Annotated in this window: 16 protein-coding genes; all 16 read right to left on the bottom strand. The window is 57.1% G+C overall.

The window, feature by feature from the left end:
* Nucleotides 1-23: 23 nt before the first annotated feature.
* The 16 genes from yjiA to ACT3IC_RS06575 all read right to left on the bottom strand — a co-directional run bounded on the left by yjiA (nt 24) and on the right by ACT3IC_RS06575 (nt 18,889).
* Nucleotides 24-977, bottom strand: coding sequence for a GTPase (gene yjiA, locus ACT3IC_RS06650; RefSeq protein WP_103178117.1), 954 nt, complete (start codon nt 975-977; stop codon nt 24-26).
* A gap of 10 nt (nt 978-987) precedes the next feature.
* Complete coding sequence (locus ACT3IC_RS06645; protein WP_032616354.1) at nt 988-1,191, bottom strand: YbdD/YjiX family protein; 204 nt, start codon at nt 1,189-1,191, stop codon at nt 988-990.
* Between the two features lie 96 nt (nt 1,192-1,287).
* On the bottom strand, nt 1,288-3,441 hold the full coding sequence (locus ACT3IC_RS06640; RefSeq protein ID WP_473476779.1) for a carbon starvation CstA family protein: 2,154 nt from the start codon (nt 3,439-3,441) through the stop codon (nt 1,288-1,290).
* A gap of 212 nt (nt 3,442-3,653) precedes the next feature.
* The gene (locus ACT3IC_RS06635; RefSeq protein WP_473476776.1) at nt 3,654-3,923 is read right to left on the bottom strand and encodes a YkgJ family cysteine cluster protein; all 270 of its coding nucleotides are present in this window, start codon (nt 3,921-3,923) and stop codon (nt 3,654-3,656) included.
* On the bottom strand, nt 3,920-5,491 hold the full coding sequence (locus ACT3IC_RS06630; RefSeq protein WP_473476774.1) for a cobalamin adenosyltransferase: 1,572 nt from the start codon (nt 5,489-5,491) through the stop codon (nt 3,920-3,922). Before ACT3IC_RS06630 ends, ACT3IC_RS06635 begins: the two co-directional genes overlap by 4 nt.
* 46 nt (nt 5,492-5,537) lie before the next feature.
* On the bottom strand, nt 5,538-6,620 hold the full coding sequence (locus ACT3IC_RS06625; protein WP_103823129.1) for a chemotaxis protein: 1,083 nt from the start codon (nt 6,618-6,620) through the stop codon (nt 5,538-5,540).
* A gap of 43 nt (nt 6,621-6,663) precedes the next feature.
* A complete protein-coding gene (locus tag ACT3IC_RS06620) occupies nt 6,664-7,563 on the bottom strand; it encodes a helix-turn-helix transcriptional regulator (RefSeq protein ID WP_290503544.1) in 900 nt (299 codons plus the stop codon).
* A 204-nt stretch (nt 7,564-7,767) separates the two neighbouring features.
* Complete coding sequence (locus tag ACT3IC_RS06615; protein ID WP_313228236.1) at nt 7,768-9,015, bottom strand: capsule biosynthesis protein; 1,248 nt, start codon at nt 9,013-9,015, stop codon at nt 7,768-7,770.
* 85 nt (nt 9,016-9,100) lie between these two features.
* On the bottom strand, nt 9,101-11,104 hold the full coding sequence (locus ACT3IC_RS06610; RefSeq protein ID WP_290503542.1) for a capsular polysaccharide biosynthesis protein: 2,004 nt from the start codon (nt 11,102-11,104) through the stop codon (nt 9,101-9,103).
* 50 nt (nt 11,105-11,154) lie between these two features.
* The gene (rfbC, locus tag ACT3IC_RS06605) at nt 11,155-11,703 is read right to left on the bottom strand and encodes a dTDP-4-dehydrorhamnose 3,5-epimerase (RefSeq protein ID WP_032175613.1); all 549 of its coding nucleotides are present in this window, start codon (nt 11,701-11,703) and stop codon (nt 11,155-11,157) included.
* A gap of 52 nt (nt 11,704-11,755) precedes the next feature.
* Entirely contained in the window at nt 11,756-12,628 is an 873-nt protein-coding gene (gene rfbA / locus ACT3IC_RS06600; protein ID WP_059308801.1) for a glucose-1-phosphate thymidylyltransferase RfbA, read from the bottom strand.
* A gap of 147 nt (nt 12,629-12,775) precedes the next feature.
* Nucleotides 12,776-13,663: a dTDP-4-dehydrorhamnose reductase gene (gene rfbD, locus ACT3IC_RS06595; RefSeq protein WP_313228238.1), complete on the bottom strand. Its 888-nt coding sequence runs from the start codon at nt 13,661-13,663 to the stop codon at nt 12,776-12,778.
* A complete protein-coding gene (gene rfbB, locus ACT3IC_RS06590) occupies nt 13,663-14,748 on the bottom strand; it encodes a dTDP-glucose 4,6-dehydratase (protein WP_313228240.1) in 1,086 nt (361 codons plus the stop codon). The genes rfbD and rfbB overlap by 1 nt, the downstream gene beginning before the upstream one ends.
* A gap of 145 nt (nt 14,749-14,893) precedes the next feature.
* Nucleotides 14,894-15,916, bottom strand: a complete 1,023-nt coding sequence (locus tag ACT3IC_RS06585) for a glycosyltransferase family protein (RefSeq protein WP_420193249.1) — start codon at nt 15,914-15,916, stop codon at nt 14,894-14,896.
* Nucleotides 15,904-17,913 (bottom strand): glycosyltransferase family 2 protein, encoded by a 2,010-nt coding sequence (locus ACT3IC_RS06580; protein ID WP_473476765.1) that lies wholly within the window; start codon nt 17,911-17,913, stop codon nt 15,904-15,906. Before ACT3IC_RS06580 ends, ACT3IC_RS06585 begins: the two co-directional genes overlap by 13 nt.
* A gap of 67 nt (nt 17,914-17,980) precedes the next feature.
* Nucleotides 17,981-18,889, bottom strand: coding sequence for a glycosyltransferase family 2 protein (locus tag ACT3IC_RS06575; protein WP_473476762.1), 909 nt, complete (start codon nt 18,887-18,889; stop codon nt 17,981-17,983).
* Nucleotides 18,890-18,925: the final 36 nt, after the last annotated feature.

Genomic DNA, 18,925 nt, shown 5'->3' with positions numbered 1-18,925 from the left:
GCAGGAGAGGGCGCCATCAGGCGTTACTTCCGCAATCCCGCAAACCCTGCGCGAATCTCTTCTTCTGGCAGTTCAATGCCAATAAACACCATGACGCTGTGCGGCTGCTCGTCGCCCCAGGGGCGATCCCAGTCGGCGCTGTAGAGACGCTGTACGCCCTGGAACAGCAGGCGGTTCGGTTCGCCGTCGATCCAGAGCATCCCTTTGTAGCGCAGCAGTTTGTCGGCAAACGACAGCAGCAGGTTCTCCATTACCCGGGAGACTTCGCTGATATCCACCGGGTAATCCAGCTCCACCACAATCGACGCCACGTCGTTCTGCTTGTCCGCCATAAAGTGGAAGCGCGGTTTAGTGGTGACATTCTCTTCCAGCATAAAGCCGTTGGTGTTGAACAGCTGAGACAGGTCGATATCGCCATGGGTGACGGTATAGATGGGGGCCCGGGAGTTGATGCGCATCAGGCGCTCGCGCAGTTTTTCACTCTCGCCCGCCACATCGGTTTTGGTCAGCAGGATGCGGTCGGCGTAGCCCACCTGTGACTGGGCGATGGTGAACTGGTTCATCTGGTCGTCGGCGTGTACCGCATCGACCAGGGCGATCACGCCGTCCAGCAGATAGCGCTGGCAGAGGATCTCATGGGAGAAAAAGGTCTGAATAATCGGGCCGGGGTCGGCCATGCCGGTGCACTCAATCACCAGGCGGTCGAAGTCGATCTCACCCCGATCGCGGCTGTCGAGCAGGTCGAGCAGGGCATCTTCGAGTTCGTTGGAGCGGGTGCAGCAGATGCAGCCATTGGTCAGGGTTTTGATCTGTGTGGCGCGATCGCCAATCAGCTGGTCGTCCACCGAGACTTCACCGAACTCATTTTCGATGACGGCGATTTTAAAGCCGTGCTGTTCGTTAAGGATGTGACGCAACAGGGTGGTTTTGCCCGCGCCGAGAAAGCCGGTGAGTAGGGTAACTGCAATCGGTGTCATGGTTTCTCCTTCAGCAGCAGCGTACGCCGCCTTCTCCTCCTCCGCCATAGCGCGCTTCCTGACGCTCGCGGAAGAATTCGTTGTAGGTCATGTACGGCTTATCCGGATGGTTGGTCTTCATATGCTCAACGTAGTTGTCATAGTCCGGAATGCCAATCAGCATTTTCGCCGCCTGACCGAGGTATTTTTTTGCTTCGCCTAAGTTACCAAACATTGTGCCATCCAGATAGAAAAAGCCCGGTGGCGCGCAGCGATCCGGGCCTACAGTACCGTTGTAGGGCGGGTCAGCGCAGCGCCACCCGCCATTGTTTTAGTGGTGTGAAGAGGTCTTCACGCCGCCTTCCGGCACCGGTACGTACGGCGTCTCTTTATCGGTACGACCCTCGGCGTTACGCACTTTCATCCAGGTTTTGATGCCGTAGAAGATGATGCTGTAGACCACCACCAGGAACAGAATGCTCAGACCCGCGTTGGTGTAGTTGTTCACCACGATATGGTTCATGTTGGCAATCTGCTGGGCAGTCAGCTCACCGCCGCCTGCGGCAATCTTCTCTTTGTACTGGTTAGCCATAAAGAAGAAGCCTTCCAGCTGCGGGTTGGAGCTGAACAGTTTCAGACCCAGCGCCCAGGTGGTGCAGAGCAGCAGCCACAGAGCAGGTACCACGGTCACCCAGATATATTTGGTGCGCTTCATCTTCACCAGTACCACGGTGCCGAGCACCAGGGCGACAGCCGCCAGCATCTGGTTAGAGATACCGAACAGCGGCCACAGGCTCTTCACGCCGCCCAGGGGGTCGACTACGCCCTGATACAGCAGATAGCCCCACAGACCTACGCAGCCCGCGGTACCCAGGATGCCCGCCACCAGCGAGTCGGTCTTCTTCAGGAACGGCACGAAGTTACCCAGCAGATCCTGGAGCATAAAGCGGCCTGCACGGGTACCGGCATCCAGCGCGGTAAGGATGAACAGCGCTTCGAACAGAATACCGAAGTGGTACCAGAAGCCCATGTCCGCCCACGGCAGCACTTTGTGGAACACGTGGGCGATACCGACCGCCAGGGTTGGTGCGCCACCGGCACGGTTCAGCACCGACGGTTCGCCGATGTCTTTGGCTGTCTGCATGATCTGCTCAGGGGAGATCACAAAGCCCCAGGAGCTGACGGTCGCCGCCGCGTGGGCGCTTACGTCTTTCAGCTGCGCCATGATCAGCGCCGCGTTGTCACCGCCCATCTCATGCAGGTTCGGCATGGTAATGCCCAGGCCCGCTGGTGGGGTGTTCATCGCGAAGTAGAGACCCGGCTCGATGATGGAGGCCGCCACCAGGGCCATGACCGCCACGAAGGACTCCATCAGCATTGCGCCGTAACCGATAAAGCGCGCGTCGGTTTCGTTCGCCAGCAGTTTCGGCGTGGTGCCGGAGGCGATCAGGGCGTGGAAGCCAGAGACCGCACCACAGGCAATGGTGATAAACAGGAACGGGAACAGCGCGCCTTTCCACAGTGGACCGGTACCGTCGATGTACTGGGTCACCGCAGGCATTTTCAGCTCAGGGTTGATGATCACGATGCCGATCGCCAGACCGACGATCACGCCGATTTTCAGGAATGTCGCCAGGTAATCGCGTGGCGCCAGAATCAGCCATACCGGCAGCAGGGCGGAGATAAAGGCGTAACCAATCAGCGCAAAGGTGATGGTGGTGTCTTTAAAGGTCAGCGCCGGGCCCCAGTACGGGTCGTGGGCAATCACGCCGCCGAAGTAGATGGAGGCCAGCAGCAGCACGATACCAATCACCGACACTTCACCCACGCGGCCCGGACGCAGGAATCGCATATAGATCCCCATGAACAGCGCAATCGGCACGGTAGAGCAGACGGTGAAGACGCCCCACGGACTTTCCGCCAGCGCTTTCACCACGATCAGCGCCAGCACCGCAAGGATGATGATCATGATCAGGAAGCAGCCGAACAGGGCGATGGTGCCTGGGACGCGGCCCATCTCTTCTTTGATCATCTCACCCAGAGAAGCGCCGTTACGGCGAGAAGAGATAAACAGCACCATAAAGTCCTGCACCGCACCCGCCAGCACCACGCCCGCCAGCAGCCACAGGGTACCCGGCAGGTAGCCCATCTGCGCCGCCAGGACCGGCCCAACCAGCGGACCCGCGCCTGCGATAGCCGCAAAGTGGTGACCAAACAGCACGTAGCGGTTGGTTGGCACGTAGTTCAGGCCGTCATTGTTAATGACCGCCGGGGTGGCGCGCGTCGGGTCGAGCTTCATGACCTTTTGCGCGATGTAGAGGCTGTAGTAGCGGTACGCCACCAGATAGACCGACACGGAGGCCACGACGATCCACAGGGCGCTGATGTGCTCGCCGCGACGCAGGGCGACGACGGCAAGGCAACATGCCCCGAGTATCCCAAGCAGCAGCCAGGGGACGTGCTTAAGTAGTTTTTTGATATCCATAATAAGACCTGGTTTTTAGATGAAAAAAGCGTCAGGGTTCGCTGTAGAGAGAGTGATTAATGCTACGGCGATCTTGCCAGAGCCTTGCGCGTGTAAAGGAAGGTAAATCGGTGAGTGGTTGTATGGCGGGATGAGCGGTCAACTGCGAGGGCGAGTGGTTCAGGCTCGCCGTCAGAGGAGGGAATTGTGTGAAGGGGATCACGAACCAGGGGTTAGTCCAGGGTTTCCAGTACCTTGCAGGCGATCTGGTTCAGGGCAATGAACTCGCTCCAGCTGTATTGCTGCTGATAATTCAGCACAAACTGTTTTTCCACCTGGCAAATAAGGGGGCGGGTTTCATAGATGCTGCACAATTTTGTCTCTATGCAGTAGTGGCGGCAAACGCCGTCGCCACGGTCGAGAAATCGGGTCTCATCAGCCTGGTTCACGTGGCGGCAGCAGGCGCCGCACTGATTGCAGGGAAACGCCGGGGCCAGAATCATAGTGATTTTAGCCAGTCGTTGACCGAGGCAAGGTTCCCTGCCTCGAAGGGCAGTTCGATGTTGCGTTTTTCGATCTCCTGACGCAGCAAGAACTCCCGTTCCAGCTCGGTGTTGACCAGCGTCAGGTGGTGGGAGAAAGACGCAAGCTCATCGGCATTCATCGAAAACTCAAGGGCTGCCAGCTCTTTCAGGTAGCGATCCAGTTCGACGTTTACTTTCTCGTAATAGGCTACCCCGCGCTGGAACTTATCCTGGAAACGGTCCAGAAACGCCCAGACGCTTTTCATCATGCTGCTATGCTCCAGAAAATAGTGCATCACCAGCGTGAGCAGGCCGGTCGCCAGCGCGCCGCAAAATGCTGCCAGCTCCGGGCCGAAGGGGAAGGCGAAGAGAGTTGAAAGATGTTCATTGATAACGACGCCCGCAGCAACTGCCACGCCAGCGGAAATGATTTTACTGACGGCTTTCATCAGCTCACCTGACGCCAGGTTTTGCGGGTTAAAGACCATCACTTTCCACGCCTGCACCAGGTTATTCCACATCTCACGGATCAACCTCACCGCCATTTTTTGCGTAGTGAAGACGATATTCATCAGCGTGGTAGTCACGGTAGAGAGCACGCCGCCGATAGCCCCCTCTTTAAAGGCGATAAGGAATTCGCTAAACCTGACACGGATACGCTCCCATACGGCGCGAAGTGCCTCGCCAAGATCGCCCGCAAAATCGCTGGCCTGGAAGCGCTCGCGATGGCGTTGATAAATGGCCGGAATGCGGTCGCGAAATTCGAACCACACCTCTGCCAGCACCAGGCCAAGCATCTGGCGAGTGCCCATTTTGAAGCCGTTAGCCAGGGATGCCTGTGAAATATTCAGGGCAAATTTACTGCTGGTGTAGTACGCCTGGTTTAACGTGGCATTGTAGCGAGCGCGGGCCTTCTCATCCGCCTCGCGCATCTTATCAAAATCGGCGCTGGCTTTATTTTCCAGCTTTTTCAGGCGCTTTTGTTCCTGCTCCGTAAGCGCCGGTTTGCTTTTCAGTTCGGCAATCTCGGTTGTCGTCGCCTGATATTGCTCCTGTAACACCTTAATGAACTCGCTCATCGGTTTGGCTTTTTTGGCTTTGTTGAGCGATTCGTTGGTGAAGGTCAGGTTGCTGGCATCATTCGCAAGGTCAGCGCCGTCCATCTCCGATAAAATGCGTCCGGCATCGTGGTGAATTTCATTGGCCGCAATGATGTGGTCAAGGTTAGTTACTCCATCGGCGGCGAAGGTTGCGCCGGTATAGCTGTCTTGTAGATCTCCCGCCTGGCGCTGTTTTTTGCCCTCGCGGTTGGTATCTATGTAGTTTTTATGATGATGATAGAGGGTGGAGTTATAGGCTTCGCGTTGTTCATAGCGCTGGCGCTCTGCTTCGGTGCCATAAATGTTTTGCCGGACATTATGGAGAGTATTTACATCGCCACCGGTTTTGTCTTCAAAGAGTAAAAAATCGAGTCCGAAAGAGGTGGTCAGGCTTTTCACGACCGTGGTGTGTAACTCTGATCCCCAGTCGAAGGTTGTTGTGCTCATGATAACGTTCCCTGAATAAGTTCGCCGGGCGGAGCCCGGCAGTAAGTTAGGCTTTCGCTAAAAAGCGAACATACTCCTGGTCTGAGGTTTCCAGGGCCTTATCCAGCGCCTGTTTGTTCAACACGTTGATGCCGTTTTCATCAACTTCCAGCTCAATAACGCCCTCGTCATTGATAACCGCCTCGTTCTGGGCGTTGGTCACCGGTTTGAACAGTGGGGTGGTGATGACATCGGTCATGATGGCGGCGAGCATGTACCCGTTTTGAATCGCCCGCAGGACGGATTCCGGTTCATTAATCTCTTTCTGACCTGCCGTGATTTTTTGATGGGTTGCTTTCAGGATGTCAAAATAGTCAGCGAAGGTGTCGTGCATGCGTACCAACGCGTGGTAAATGTTATCGACGTAGTGGTTCACATTTGCCAGATGCGCTTCGGCCTGATCCATCTGCGTGATGGCCTTGCGCACCTTACGCGCCATCTCCTGGGCATTTTCCAGCGCCTTCTCAGCATGATTGTTGTAGGCCCAGCCCATAATAGCTATCAGCGGGGCTACTACAGCGCCTCCCAGCACCATTGCACCGCCGGCCATTCCCCAGCCGCCAGCCGCCAGCGATCCGCCACCGATCGCAGCCATCGTGGCATTATAGGCAGCGGCGCCAGAGAGGGCGGCAATCGGCGTTCCGGTAGAGGCCGCCGCAAATGCCATCACCCCGCTGTAGACGGCAAACCCCGCTGCGGCACCAGAAGTACCTGCCCCAATGACAGTACCCAAAAACTCCGTCGCGGAAATAGAGAGTTTTTCAATCTGATTCAGACGATGCTGGGGAACCTGTACATTCAGATCTGTTTGTCCCTCTCTGGCCATTTTCTCTAACAACGCTTTAGCGATGGTATTGAATTCCTTAAATTCAGTACCAATTTGCAGTTCTTTCTCGCCCAGGCGTTCAAGCTTCTGTGAAGAGAGAGTATTAGCCGCCTCGAAAGTCTCCTTACGATTATCAAACCGTTCCTGTGCGCCATCGAAAATATCGTTAGCTTCGGATTTTTTTTGGTAGCCGTCGTACGCTTTTTTCCCGCCAAAGGCGGTCGCCGCTGCCGCAACGCCCAGAATGATAAAAGGTAATGCCATCTGTATTTCTCCGTTGTGTGTCGTCTGTAATGCAACGTCCGTCTTAATCCACAGACTCAGGGGTCGCTGCCAGGTAATCATGTAAAGTTTTTAAGAACGTGGCCTTCAGCCATGCCGGTTCCAGCACCTCGATGTTAGGCAGCCAGTAGAAGAGCAGCGGCAGGATCTGATTTTCATGTGCGGCATGGCAGCGCAGGGTGATGCCGTTTTTATCTTCCGCCAGAATTTCCTGGCCGGGCAGCAGATTGCGGCGTTTAAAATAGTGCGCAATAGTGGCGGGAATAAGCACATCCACTTCGAATGTCTCTTCGCTGACCCACGGGTCGGGATTTTTTTCCAGCAATTCGAGGGTGTCATTATCTGGCGAGAAGGTTTCGCTGCGAATATCCAGCCACTGAATAAGGCTTAAAGAAAACGATTTCAATCTGCCATCTTCGGTGGCTTGTAAATACCATATATTTTTTTTGTTAATTATTTTATAAGGGTTAACCTGGCGCGATTTTCCTTTATAGAGGATCTGGCAAATCTGCTGGCCCTTAATCGCCTTCTCAAAGGCCGCAAGCTGCGCGTGAATATCCCATTTTTCTTTCCGCTCGGCCTCGTTGCCGAGGATCATAATATGGTTTTCCTCCACCCGTGACTCCAGTTTCTGCCAGAATTCACGCCCTTTATCAGGAAAATAGTCATCCACATTCAGGAAGTTAGCAATGACGTGATGCAGCCCCGGTCCGGTGTGTCCTTGCGGGGAATGAATAAGCCGGTACAGCCCGTTTCCGGTGTACTCCACAATTGGCGAGAGTGCATTCAGATCGCGATAGACGGTGCGCTCAGTAATATTAAATTTATGCATCAATGCCTGGCGGTTAACCACGCCGTGTAAATGAAGCTCCAGCAGAATATCTACCAACCTTTCAGCCGAGCGACTCCTGGTCGGAATTGTCATATAGCTTTCCCGTGATTTAAAACATTGCTGTGAATTACGCCGGTGCGTGCTGACAAAATATGTCAGTGCAAAAAGCGGCGTGAAAATTTGTCTTAGGTTATAACGGCCAGATTAGGGGTAAACATTAGTTATTTTTACAACGAGGGGATAAAAGCGAGGGGCAGATCGGATCCGCCGGGGCAATCTCCCCGGCGTAGGGGTGAATTAGCGTTCGAGTTCGGAATCGGTAATGGAACCCGGCAGGGGGAGTTCGGTCGGAACGTTAAGCCAGTCGGACTTACCGTAAAACACGGCGTTGATCTGCGTGTTGTAGAGCAGGTGGGTACGAAAACGCTGGAACAGCTGCTTGTCAGGCGCGAAATCCGCTCGCCAGAACTGGTTCAACGGCCCCTGCCAGGTTAAGCCTTCGATGTCGTACAGCGCTTTGCCCATCACCTTGAGCGGCTTGTTGTGGATAAGCGCCGACAGCCCTGCAGTGCTGTTAACGGTGATCACACCCCGGGTGTGGGTCAGCAGGGCGGGCAGGGAGAGATCGTGGATATAGATCACCCGGTCAGCCGTAATGCCGTACTTCTCGCACAGCGTATTAATCAGCACGCCATAATAGCGATGACCGCGATCCATAGGGTGGTGCTTGAACACCAGATGGCGTTCTTTTGGCGCATGGCGGGCGAACGAGCGGATCACGGTTTCGATATAGTCACGCACGTCTTTATACGGGCTGTGATGAATGATCTGGCTGTCGTTGTAGACCTGCAAAATCGCCAGGTAGTAAGCGTTGTCCAGCGTTTCGGTGATATGCCGCAGCATGTGGCGCTCCTTCCAGCGATACCACAGCTTACGGCGGCCGGCACGGAACCAGCAGCGCATCTCATACCACGGGGAGAACGACTTGTGGTGGCGGTAGCCGCGATAGCGATGGCGACCAAACCAGCCCGCCGCGTAGTAGAGCATGGCGTGGGCGGCACGGTTAAAGGCGCTGGGCTTCCACGGCGTCGGGGTTTTCAGCTCCGGCAGCGGCTGCTCGCGATAATATTTCGCATCGATGGGCATTGAGGAGAAGGCGTTCACGCCCCCTTTTTCCAGGGTGATATAAAATGGCCGGAAATACCCCTCCTCAAAGGCGAGAAAGTCGATGGCTTTGCCGCGCGCCCACTTCTTCGCTTCGACATGCATCGGGCGGCAATCCCCGAAGCAGACGATGGTGTCGAAGGGGTAGATTTTATGCAGGTCGCGCAGCCAGAAGGCAAAATTTTTCACCGGACCGGTGTAGTGCAGCGACGTCTCTTTCGCGGCATACCAGGCGTCTCCGGCGTTAAAGCAGACCTGCTTTACTTCGCGGTGGCTGTGCTGCAGCCAGATCGCCAGACGTGAAAAGCAGGGGCCCATCGGTCCTTGTAGTAAAAGATATCGACGGCCATTTAGCAGGTGGCGGATAGCTTGCTCTTCCATTATTTTTCCCAGATCGGTCCGTTGATGAAGAGTGAGTAACGGCTTGATGACCGCTTTTCTTTAATAAATCAGGATAAATAGTTTGCTAGCGAAGTGTCTGAACGAGATAGCTCAGTTTGAGCTGCCAGCGCTGCCAGCGGCTGGCTTTTTGCGATAAGGAGTGACCCTGCGCGGCCAGCTGGCGGATCAACTGCTCCGGGCTCATCCACAGCCCGCTCTGCCAGTCGATATAGCGCGGGTAGGCCACCAGCGTCAGATAGACCAGCGCCGCCAGCGAAAGAGGGCGCTGACGACGCGGGGCGGGATGCCTGTCTTCGGTGAGCCCCCAGCCGCTGTAGAACGGCTGGCCCCAGGTGGTGACCTTCACCCCCTGCACCAGTGCTTCAAAGCCGCTCAGCGAGGTCATGGTGTGCAGCTCATCCACATGGGGATAGAGACTGGTGAGGCCCAGATCCAGCACCTGGCTGTCGACGCAGCTTGCCAGGCATTTGGCAGAGATAGCCCCGGCCCGGTTGCCTGCCACCACGTCCGGGTGCGGTTTAAACAGGATATGCGCCTCTGGTCTGGCGTCACGTACCGCCCACAGCAGCGCTTCGTTGCTGCGGATGACCGGGCTGCCGGTGAGGATCGAGGCATCGCCATCCACCTGGCCCACCACCAGCACCAGAGAACGGCCATCACCGGGTGGGGTGAAGGGCTGTACGGTGCCGACGTTATATTTGCTCACCCCGTGCTGGCGGAGCAGATCCACCAGCGTCTCGCCGCGAGCCAGCTCCTGGTCGGTAAGCTCATGCTGATTTAGCAACTGCTCCAGCCCGCTTGGACGGCGACTGTCGAAGTAGATCCCCACCGGGTCGATGGAGAGCGACGAAGGGCGGCACAGATTCGAGCCCAACCCCCGGGAGCGGATAAAACCATCTTCCACCCGGATGGCGCTGTTGAGTTCAGGATGACGGCTGCCCCACACCAGCACCTGTTCGTCGGCGGCCAGCGTTTCAGGCAGTTTGCGCACAAAGCGCAGCTCTTCGGCCAGCGGCTGGCAGAAGGCGCGCATAAAGGCGCGCTTCCACAGCGAGAAGCCCACCATATAGAGACGGCGATAGCGCGGGGCGGGATTCTGCTGACCGGCAATAATGTCGAGTACCTGCTCCACTTCGCAGCGCTGGCCCAGGATCGGGTCCAGATAGCGCGGGTAGAGGATCAGCGCCGCCGCCACCAGCTGGGGCAGGGCGATCGGCCCCTGGCGACGCGGGCAGGTTTTGCTGTCGTGGGTCAGCCCCCAGCCCGCATAAAACGGCATGCCGAAGCAGTAGACCGTTTTCCCGAGCAGCAGCGCTTCAAAGCCCATCTGGGAGGAGACGGTATAAACCGCCTCTACGCTGTTCAGCAGGGCATGGGGATGGCAGTGTTCGGCCACCACCTCCACATCGTCCAGCGCCAGCCGCGCCAGCACGCCGCTTTTTTTACCCAGCCGGGTATCCGGGTGGGTGCGCAGCAGCAGGCGGGCATCGGGGTGGTTACGTCGGGCCGCCGCCACCATTGCGACAAAATCGTCTTCGCTTGCCAGCGCACCAGGAATGGAGAGATCCCCCGCCACCTGGTCAATCAGCAGCACTTTCGGGCGCGGGTCGTTATGCAGACGGGCCGCCAGCGTATCCGGCAGGCCGCTGCCTGCGGCATAGCAGTTGTACTTGGTGATGCCAAGACGCAGCAGTTCAGCTGTGAGCGCTTCGGCACGCGCCAGCATCTTGTCATCGCAGGGGGTCGCGATCAGCTCTTCAAGGCGGCTCGGCTGGCGGGCATCGTAGTAAATTCCCACAGGATCGGCGATCAGGGAGACGGCTTTGCCCCCCCTGGCGGGATGGCCAATATACCCGATAAAGCCATCCTCAAGCTGCCAGTACGGCAGGCCTAGATCGTGGGCTTTTTGTCTGATTTGGCGGGTATTGGCTTTTTGGCCCCAGCCGACCAGGACATCGTCTTGCGCCAGTGCTGTGTTGGTTTTAAAGGCGTGTAACGGGTGGCCCAGCATCGGCTCAAGCTGCGCTTTTCGCGCCAGGATCCCGGCTGAACCTGTATAGAATGTCATGTGCGCTCTGTGCATCAGAAAACGCCCCGCGTCACTGCGGGGCGTAGGACTCAGAAGTACTCTGCGTCAGGGAAGGATTTGGCAACGCTGTCTTTGGCGGAGGTGAGGATCTCGCTGTCGATTTCTGGCCAGGTAATACCAATGGTCTCATCGTTCCAGCGGATGCCGCGGTCGCTCTCCGGCGCGTAGTAGTTGGTGGTTTTATACAGGAACTCTGCGGAGTCGCTCAGGGTCATAAAGCCGTGGGCGAAACCTTCCGGGATCCACAGCTGGCGCTTGTTCTCGCCAGACAGATGCACACCCACCCACTGACCGAAGGTCGGGGAGCTTTTACGGATATCCACCGCCACGTCGAAGACTTCACCCGCCACGCAACGCACCAGTTTGCCCTGCGCATGTGGCGCCAGCTGGTAGTGCAGGCCACGCAGAACGCCTTTTGAGGATTTAGAGTGGTTGTCCTGCACGAAGTTGACGCTGCGGCCAATGGCAGCTTCGAACTGCTGGTGGTTAAAGCTTTCGAAGAAAAAGCCACGGTCATCGCCAAACACTTTTGGCTCAAAGATAAAGACGTCGGGGATTGCGGTCTGAATTACGTTCATGATTACGGCCTGATTGATAAATGGGGCATGACGCCCCAGGTGTTAATGGTGACTACTTGAGCATTTTCAGCAGATATTGCCCGTAAGCATTCTTCGCCAGCGGTGCAGCTAACTTGCGCACCTGGTCGGCATCGATAAACTTCAGACGATAGGCAATCTCTTCAGGACAGGCCACTTTCAGCCCCTGACGGGTTTCAATGGTCTGGATGAAGTTGCTGGCCTCAATCAGGCTCTCGTGGGTGCCGGTATCAAGCCAGGCATAACCACGACCCATCATGGCGACCGACAGATCGCCCTGCTCAAGGTAGATACGGTTCACGTCAGTGATTTCCAGCTCGCCGCGCGGGGATGGTTTCAGGCTTTTGGCAATCTCAACCACGCGGTTGTCATAGAAGTAGAGACCGGTTACCGCATAGTTGCTCTTCGGTTCCAGCGGTTTCTCTTCCAGAGAGATGGCGGTGCCCTCATGGTCGAACTCCACCACGCCATAACGCTCAGGATCGTGTACATGATAGGCAAAGACGGTAGCGCCCGCAGGTTTGGCGGCGGCGGCTTCCAGCTGTTTTTGCAGGTCGTGGCCGTAGAAGATGTTGTCGCCCAGCACCAGCGCACAGTCGTCGCCGCCGATAAACTCTTCGCCGAGGATAAAGGCCTGCGCCAGGCCGTCCGGGCTTGGCTGCACTTTGTACTGCAGGTTCAGGCCCCACTGGCTGCCGTCGCCCAGCAGCTGCTCAAAGCGCGGTGTATCCTGCGGGGTGCTGATGATCAGGATGTCGCGGATACCGGCCAGCATCAGGGTGCTCAGCGGGTAGTAGATCATCGGCTTGTCGTAGATTGGCAGCAGCTGTTTGCTCACCGCCATGGTGACCGGATAGAGGCGAGTCCCTGACCCACCGGCCAGAATAATACCTTTACGCTTGTTCATAATCCTTCATTTCTTCTGTTTTGCTCGGGAGGGCGGCGAACCGCCATCCGGCATCTGTTTGATTGCTGTAGAGGGAGCTAAACGAGCCGCTCCCTGACAAAGGTCCGTGTCGATAAAACAAGGCATGCATAGCATACCCTGTTGCATTTACTTTCCAAGAATTTCGGCAAGCATGCGATCGACGCCGAGGGTCCAGTCCGGCAGCGTCAGCCCGAAGGTGCGCTGGAACTTGCTGGTATCGAGGCGTGAGTTATGCGGACGTTTTGCCGGCGTCGGGAACGCGCTGGTCGGCACTGCGTTCACCTGGGTGACCGCCAGCTCAACGCCTGCCGCCCGTGCAGTCGCGAAGACCCGCTGGGCATACTCGAACCAGGTGGTGGTGCCGGAGGCGATCAGGTGATAAAGGCCGGCGACCTCCGGCTTATCCTGGGCGATACGGATCGCATGCGCCGTGCAGTCAGCCAGCAGCTCTGCCCCGGTCGGCGCGCCAAACTGATCGTTGATCACCGACATTTCGCTGCGCTCTTTGCCAAAGCGCAGCATGGTTTTGGCGAAGTTAGCGCCACGGGCGGCATAGACCCAGCTGGTGCGGAACACCAGATGACGGGAGCAGAGCGCAGCAGCCTGCTCGCCCGCCAGCTTGGTTTCACCGTAGACGTTCAGCGGTGCAGTCTGGTCTGTCTCGACCCAGGGTTTTTCACCGCTGCCATCGAAGACGTAGTCGGTGGAGTAGTGCACCAGCCAGGCGCCCAGCGCCTCGGCTTCTTCAGCGATGGCGGCTACGCTTGTGGCGTTGAGCAGCTCGGCAAAGTCGCGCTCGCTCTCGGCTTTATCCACCGCGGTATGGGCGGCGGCATTGACGATCACGTCCGGCTTCAGCAGACGCACGGTCTCAGCCACGCCTTCAGGGTTACTGAAGTCGCCGCAGTAGTCGGTGGAGTCAAAATCCACCGCGGTGATGCGACCCAGCGGCAACAGCGCGCGCTGCAGCTCCCAGCCCACCTGGCCATTTTTGCCGAACAGCAGAATATGCATCAGTTACGCTCCTGATAGTTCTTCGCGATCCAGTCCTGATAACTGCCGCTTTTCACGTTGTTGACCCACTGCTGGTTATCCAGATACCACTGCACGGTTTTGCGGATACCGGACTCGAAAGTTTCCTGCGGCTGCCAGTTCAGCTCATGGCTCATTTTGCTGGCATCGATGGCGTAGCGACGGTCGTGGCCCGGGCGGTCAGTCACGTAGGTGATCTGGTCGCGGTAGGAACCGGTTTTCGGCACCATCTCGTCGAGCAGGCCGCAGATGGTGTGGACCACCTCCAGGTTCTGCTTCTCGTTATGGCCGCCGATATTGTAAGTCTCGCCCACCACGCCGGTAGTGACCACGGTGTAGAGCGCACGGGCGTGATCTTCCACATACAGCCAGTCGCGGATCTGATCGCCTTTGCCGTAGATGGGCAGCGCTTTGCCATCCAGCGCATTGAGGATCACCAGCGGGATCAGCTTCTCAGGGAAGTGATACGGGCCGTAGTTGTTGGAGCAGTTGGTGACGATGGTCGGTAGACCATAGGTACGACGCCACGCGCGCACCAGGTGATCGCTGGAGGCTTTCGACGCTGAGTACGGGCTGCTTGGCGCGTACGGCGTGGTCTCGGTAAAGAGCGGCAGCTCACTACCCGCACTCACTTCATCCGGGTGCGGCAGGTCGCCATACACTTCGTCGGTGGAGATGTGGTGGAAACGGAACGCCTGCTTGCGGGTTTCATCCAGCTCGCTCCAGTAAGCGCGAGCCGCTTCCAGCAGCGTGTAAGTGCCAACGATATTGGTTTCGATAAAATCAGCCGGGCCGGTAATGGAGCGATCCACGTGGCTCTCGGCGGCCAGATGCATCACCGCATCCGGTTTATGGGTGGCAAAGACCCGATCCAGCTCTGCACGATTGCAGATATCCACCTGTTCGAAGGCGTAACGGTCGCTCGCTGCAACCTCGGCCAGCGATTCCAGATTGCCCGCGTAGGTAAGCTTATCAAGGTTGATCACCGCATCCTGCGTATCCCGGATGATATGGCGAACAACAGCAGAACCGATAAAACCGGCTCCACCGGTTACAAGGATTTTCATAAGCGATTTTTACTTTTCTATTGAATGAAATGGTCACCAGAACACAATCTCTGCTATCCGTTCAGACCGTGTTTTAGCGGCAGGCAGTCTGAAATACAACGCCTGTTACAGGGTGGAAATCATTATTTCCCTTGCCGTCCCGTTTTTAACTGATTAACGAGTACGAGTATTCCTTCGCATTTTTCGCCAGCGTCTGACGTTTTTGCCCGGAATTCACCAGCAGTGCCAGGGTATCGATCCACTTCTGTGGATCGTTATTCAGCAGCACGCCATTGATATTTTGCTCTATAAAGTCACTGTAGGGCGCGCAGTTGCTGTAAACCCCCACTGCGCCCATGCGAACGAAATCATAAAATTTTACCGGCCCGCGCGCCATATTAAATTCTGACGCCAGTAACGGCGCCAGACCAATATCGATTCGGTGATGCTGGGTGTAATCCAGATAGTTCTGCCAGCTCATGGGATGCAGTACCGTCACGCGCGGCAGATCGCGATAGAGCTTATAGATTTCGTGTTCGCCAAAGATTTCGAAGCTGGCCTGCGGGCACTGGGCCAGCACCCCGTCCATCACCTCACGCAGCCAGTACTTTTCGGCCTGGTGCGAGCTGGAGCCGTGGTAAGCAATTTTTACCGGTTGCTTAACGGCCAGCAGCGGCGGCGTGGGCTGCGCGGGCACCACATCGGGGTTGAGGTGGGCATATTTACTGGCCAGGTAGGGCGTCGACACCCAGATACTGTCGCAGTGCGAGGTGATCCAGCGATGCTGGGCCGCAGAACGACGAATGATCTTCGTCCGGTAGGCTTTGGGTAGCGCCCCTAACGCGGACGGGTCAAACAGATCGTCATCCATGAAGTAGACCACCTGGGAGAGATCGTCGATGTTGCGCGCAATTTCGCGCTGCCACTCGGCGGAGATAAAGCGGATAACCACAATGGCCGCCCCTTTATCCACGTCGATAGTGGGCGTGGTTAAGGTATCCACCAGCTGACAGACCGCGCCGGGAAAGCGACGCCGGATGGCCGCTTCAAAATAGGCCAGCGTGGGTGAATTCCCTTCATGCAGAATCAACAGAGAGCGGCACGCCCAGTTGTCAGCAGGCGTCTCGCTGCTTTGCTTATTCAACTTCAGATATGGTTTAAAGAGTGCCTTTCTGATCAGTTCGTCCATGGCAGCACCACATTAGGAGCATGACTTAATGAGAAATCGGGTCGGTCATAGCTCAGGTTGGGATTGTATGCGGGATCGTGTGTGAGCCGCTGCGCCCAGCGTTTTTTCATATAGCGCAGCTCACCCTGGGAGCGCGCCAGCTGTTCTGGCGTGACATCTTTGCCGCGGGAGACCGACTCGTGGTGATACAGCTCGGCAAAGGGCGTCCAGACGATACGCCAGCCAGCCTCGCCGACCCGCAGACAGTAATCCACATCGTTAAAGGCCACCGGCAGGTTAACTTCATCTAAGCCGTTAAGGGATAAAAAGAGCTGGCGATGGGTGAGCAGACAGGCCGCCGTTACGGCGGAGAGCTCCTGGGCGCTCACCGCCCTGCGCTGGTAGCCGGGTTCATCGGCGGCCAGCCCACTGTGAAAATGGTCGGCGCAGCCACCCGGCCCGACGGCATCGCCCGCATGCTGGACCCGGCCATCGCCGTAGAAGAGCCTTGCCCCCACGATGCCGACGCCCGTGCGCAGCAGGTGGGAGACCATCTCATCCAGCCACTGCGGGTTAATCACCTCGGTGTCGTTATTAAGCAGGCAGATAAGCTCGCCCGTGGCCTCGCGCACCCCCGCATTGTTGATCGCAGAGTAGTTAAACGGATGATCCCAGGCGATAACCCGCACCCCGTACTCCCGGGTAATGTAGCCAAAATAAGCCAGCGTGTCGGGATCGTCGCTCTGGTTATCCATCACCATGATTTCAATGTTCGGGTAGCGGGTGTGCTGCACCAGGCTTTCGATACACGGCCTGAGATGCGCCAGTCCGTTGCGGGTGGGGATGATCACCGACACCCGGGGAAGCTGTTCCGGCAGCGGCCAGCGCCAGCGGCAGATGCCGTGCGGAGCCGACTCCAGCGTTACCCCGACGGGTAAATCTTGCAGCTGGTTTGCCAGGGTTTCGTAGCCATCGTGCTGCACCAGCGCGTCCGGGACGTGCATCAGCAGGGCGGGGATATGCGCGATATCTTTGGGCGCGAGCTGCCGGGCCAGCTGCAACCAGCCGCGGTAGTTTTCACCCCCGTCCTGCGGGATGGCGAAGGTACCCTGTTCCCGCCAGAGGCCACTCCAGCCGATATAGTTCTGGCTGTGCAGCAGGGTTTCGTTCCAGTCCGGTTTGAAGTCCGGCGAGTGGCGTTTTCCTTTTTCATCCAGCAGATCGTGATCGCCGTAGATCCATTTTGCCTCTGGCGTCTGGCGCAGCTGGTGCGCCAGCCACACTAATGCGGCCGGAGCGAGTTCCGCCCCAACCGGAATGGCCCACTGCCATTCTCCCTCTGGCCTGACACTGTCAGAGGGGTGCTCCAGCACTGTGATATGCGTGGCCGGGTAACAGAGCGCCGCGATGCTGTCGAGCGTGCGCTGGCGTGATGCCTCATCGCCGCCGTTCACCAGATGCAGGCAGACGCGGGGCAGGTTGCCCCAGCGGGCCAGCAGGCGATCGATCAGACGCCGTTCACCGGGCTGCACGATATCGAAATTCGCCAGCCAGTGTTCATAGGCGTGCAGCGGCCTGTCGTCGCGGATTTTGCCCACCAGCGTGTAAGCCTGCTGTAAATCGGTAAACCACAGGTGCCACGACAGCCCCAGACGCTTGCGCTTTTGTGCATTCAGGCGCTGATAAAAAGGCCACACCCGGCGCAGACGGCGCCAGAGGCTGTTTGCTGCCGACACCTGGGCAAAACGGGCAATGTTAAGCTCACATTCCGCCCCTTCGCTGCTGGCGAGCAGCCCCACCTGAGTGGCGCCCACCGGCAACCAGACCAGCTCCTGCAGGGTACCGCGGCGGGTGATGGGCAGGATCTGCTCATGCCAGATGCCCTGACACTGCCAGCGCAGGCGGGTTTCACCCCGCGGCTGACGGGCACGCAGGGTGCCCTGGATCAGGAACCAGCCCGCACGGGATAAAGAAGAATCTGGCAGCGCCAGAGGGTGCCAATGGTAATCGCTTTGCATGAGTGGATTCACTACCCGGAAGCGGGTGAAGCCCGCTTCTGACTCCTGTCGAAATAAAAAACGTAGATTAGCCGATTAACTTTTTAACGCGGGTCGCCAGCCAGGAGTCGCTTTTCTGTGGACTCTCTTCTGCGGGTAAGGCATCCAGTTGCGCCTGTATTGCTGCCATTTCTGCTTTGACTTTAGGGGCCAGAGCCGCCGCCAGCAGGCAGGTTTCGTCGTTGCGATCGTGGGCTTTGAAATAGGCTTTGTGTTTTACGCGCCTGGCCGTGGCGGCACTGCCGCGTAGATGCTTACCGAGCAGGAACTCTTCCAGGGATTTGACCACATAGTGGTTAACCCGCATCTCTCCCCAGATGACTTCCTCGCTGACGCCGCTGCCGTGTTTTGGATGTAAGACCAGATCGTTGCCCTGTGTATCGATATAGCGACCATAGCGCAGTTCTGCGTGATGAGGATTGTTAAAGTGAATCGCGCTGTTGGGCCTGACGATGCTCTTGAAATTCTTATTGGCATTAAACTGCTGAGGGGCACGCTGGGTGAAGCGTTCGGTCACTAAACCCTCTTCAGCAAACAATTCCCCGTTTGAGCCAAAGTTCGACCAGTTCAGAGCGACAGCAGTGACAGAGGGATCGCTAAACCATTTGTCCAGACTGGCGGCAATGCTTTGTTCAGGATCGAGTGGTACCAGGAATTCGTCGGCATCAATAAAGGCCAGTAAATCGATATCTGTGCTGCAAGTGCGTAAAATACGTTCGTAAGCGGGTAACTGCGGCTTTTGCCCCTCGACATCAGGAAAATCCAGCACGGTTACGATGCCCAGTTTTTCCAGCCCATCAAGAAAAGCACGCGAACCATCATTACTGCCATTATCCGCAATAATAAATCCGCTTACCCCTACGACCCTGTGGTATGCAATCCACTCAAGCAGGGCATCCATTTCGTTTTTAATAATTGCGGCGACAAATAATTTCAAAATGCATTCTCAGTCAAATAACGGGAACAGTATTGC

This window comes from Leclercia sp. GHBNCSD (assembly GCF_055805075.1).
Note: the sequence above shows the minus strand (reverse complement) of the source record. Positions and strands in the feature narration are given on the sequence as shown.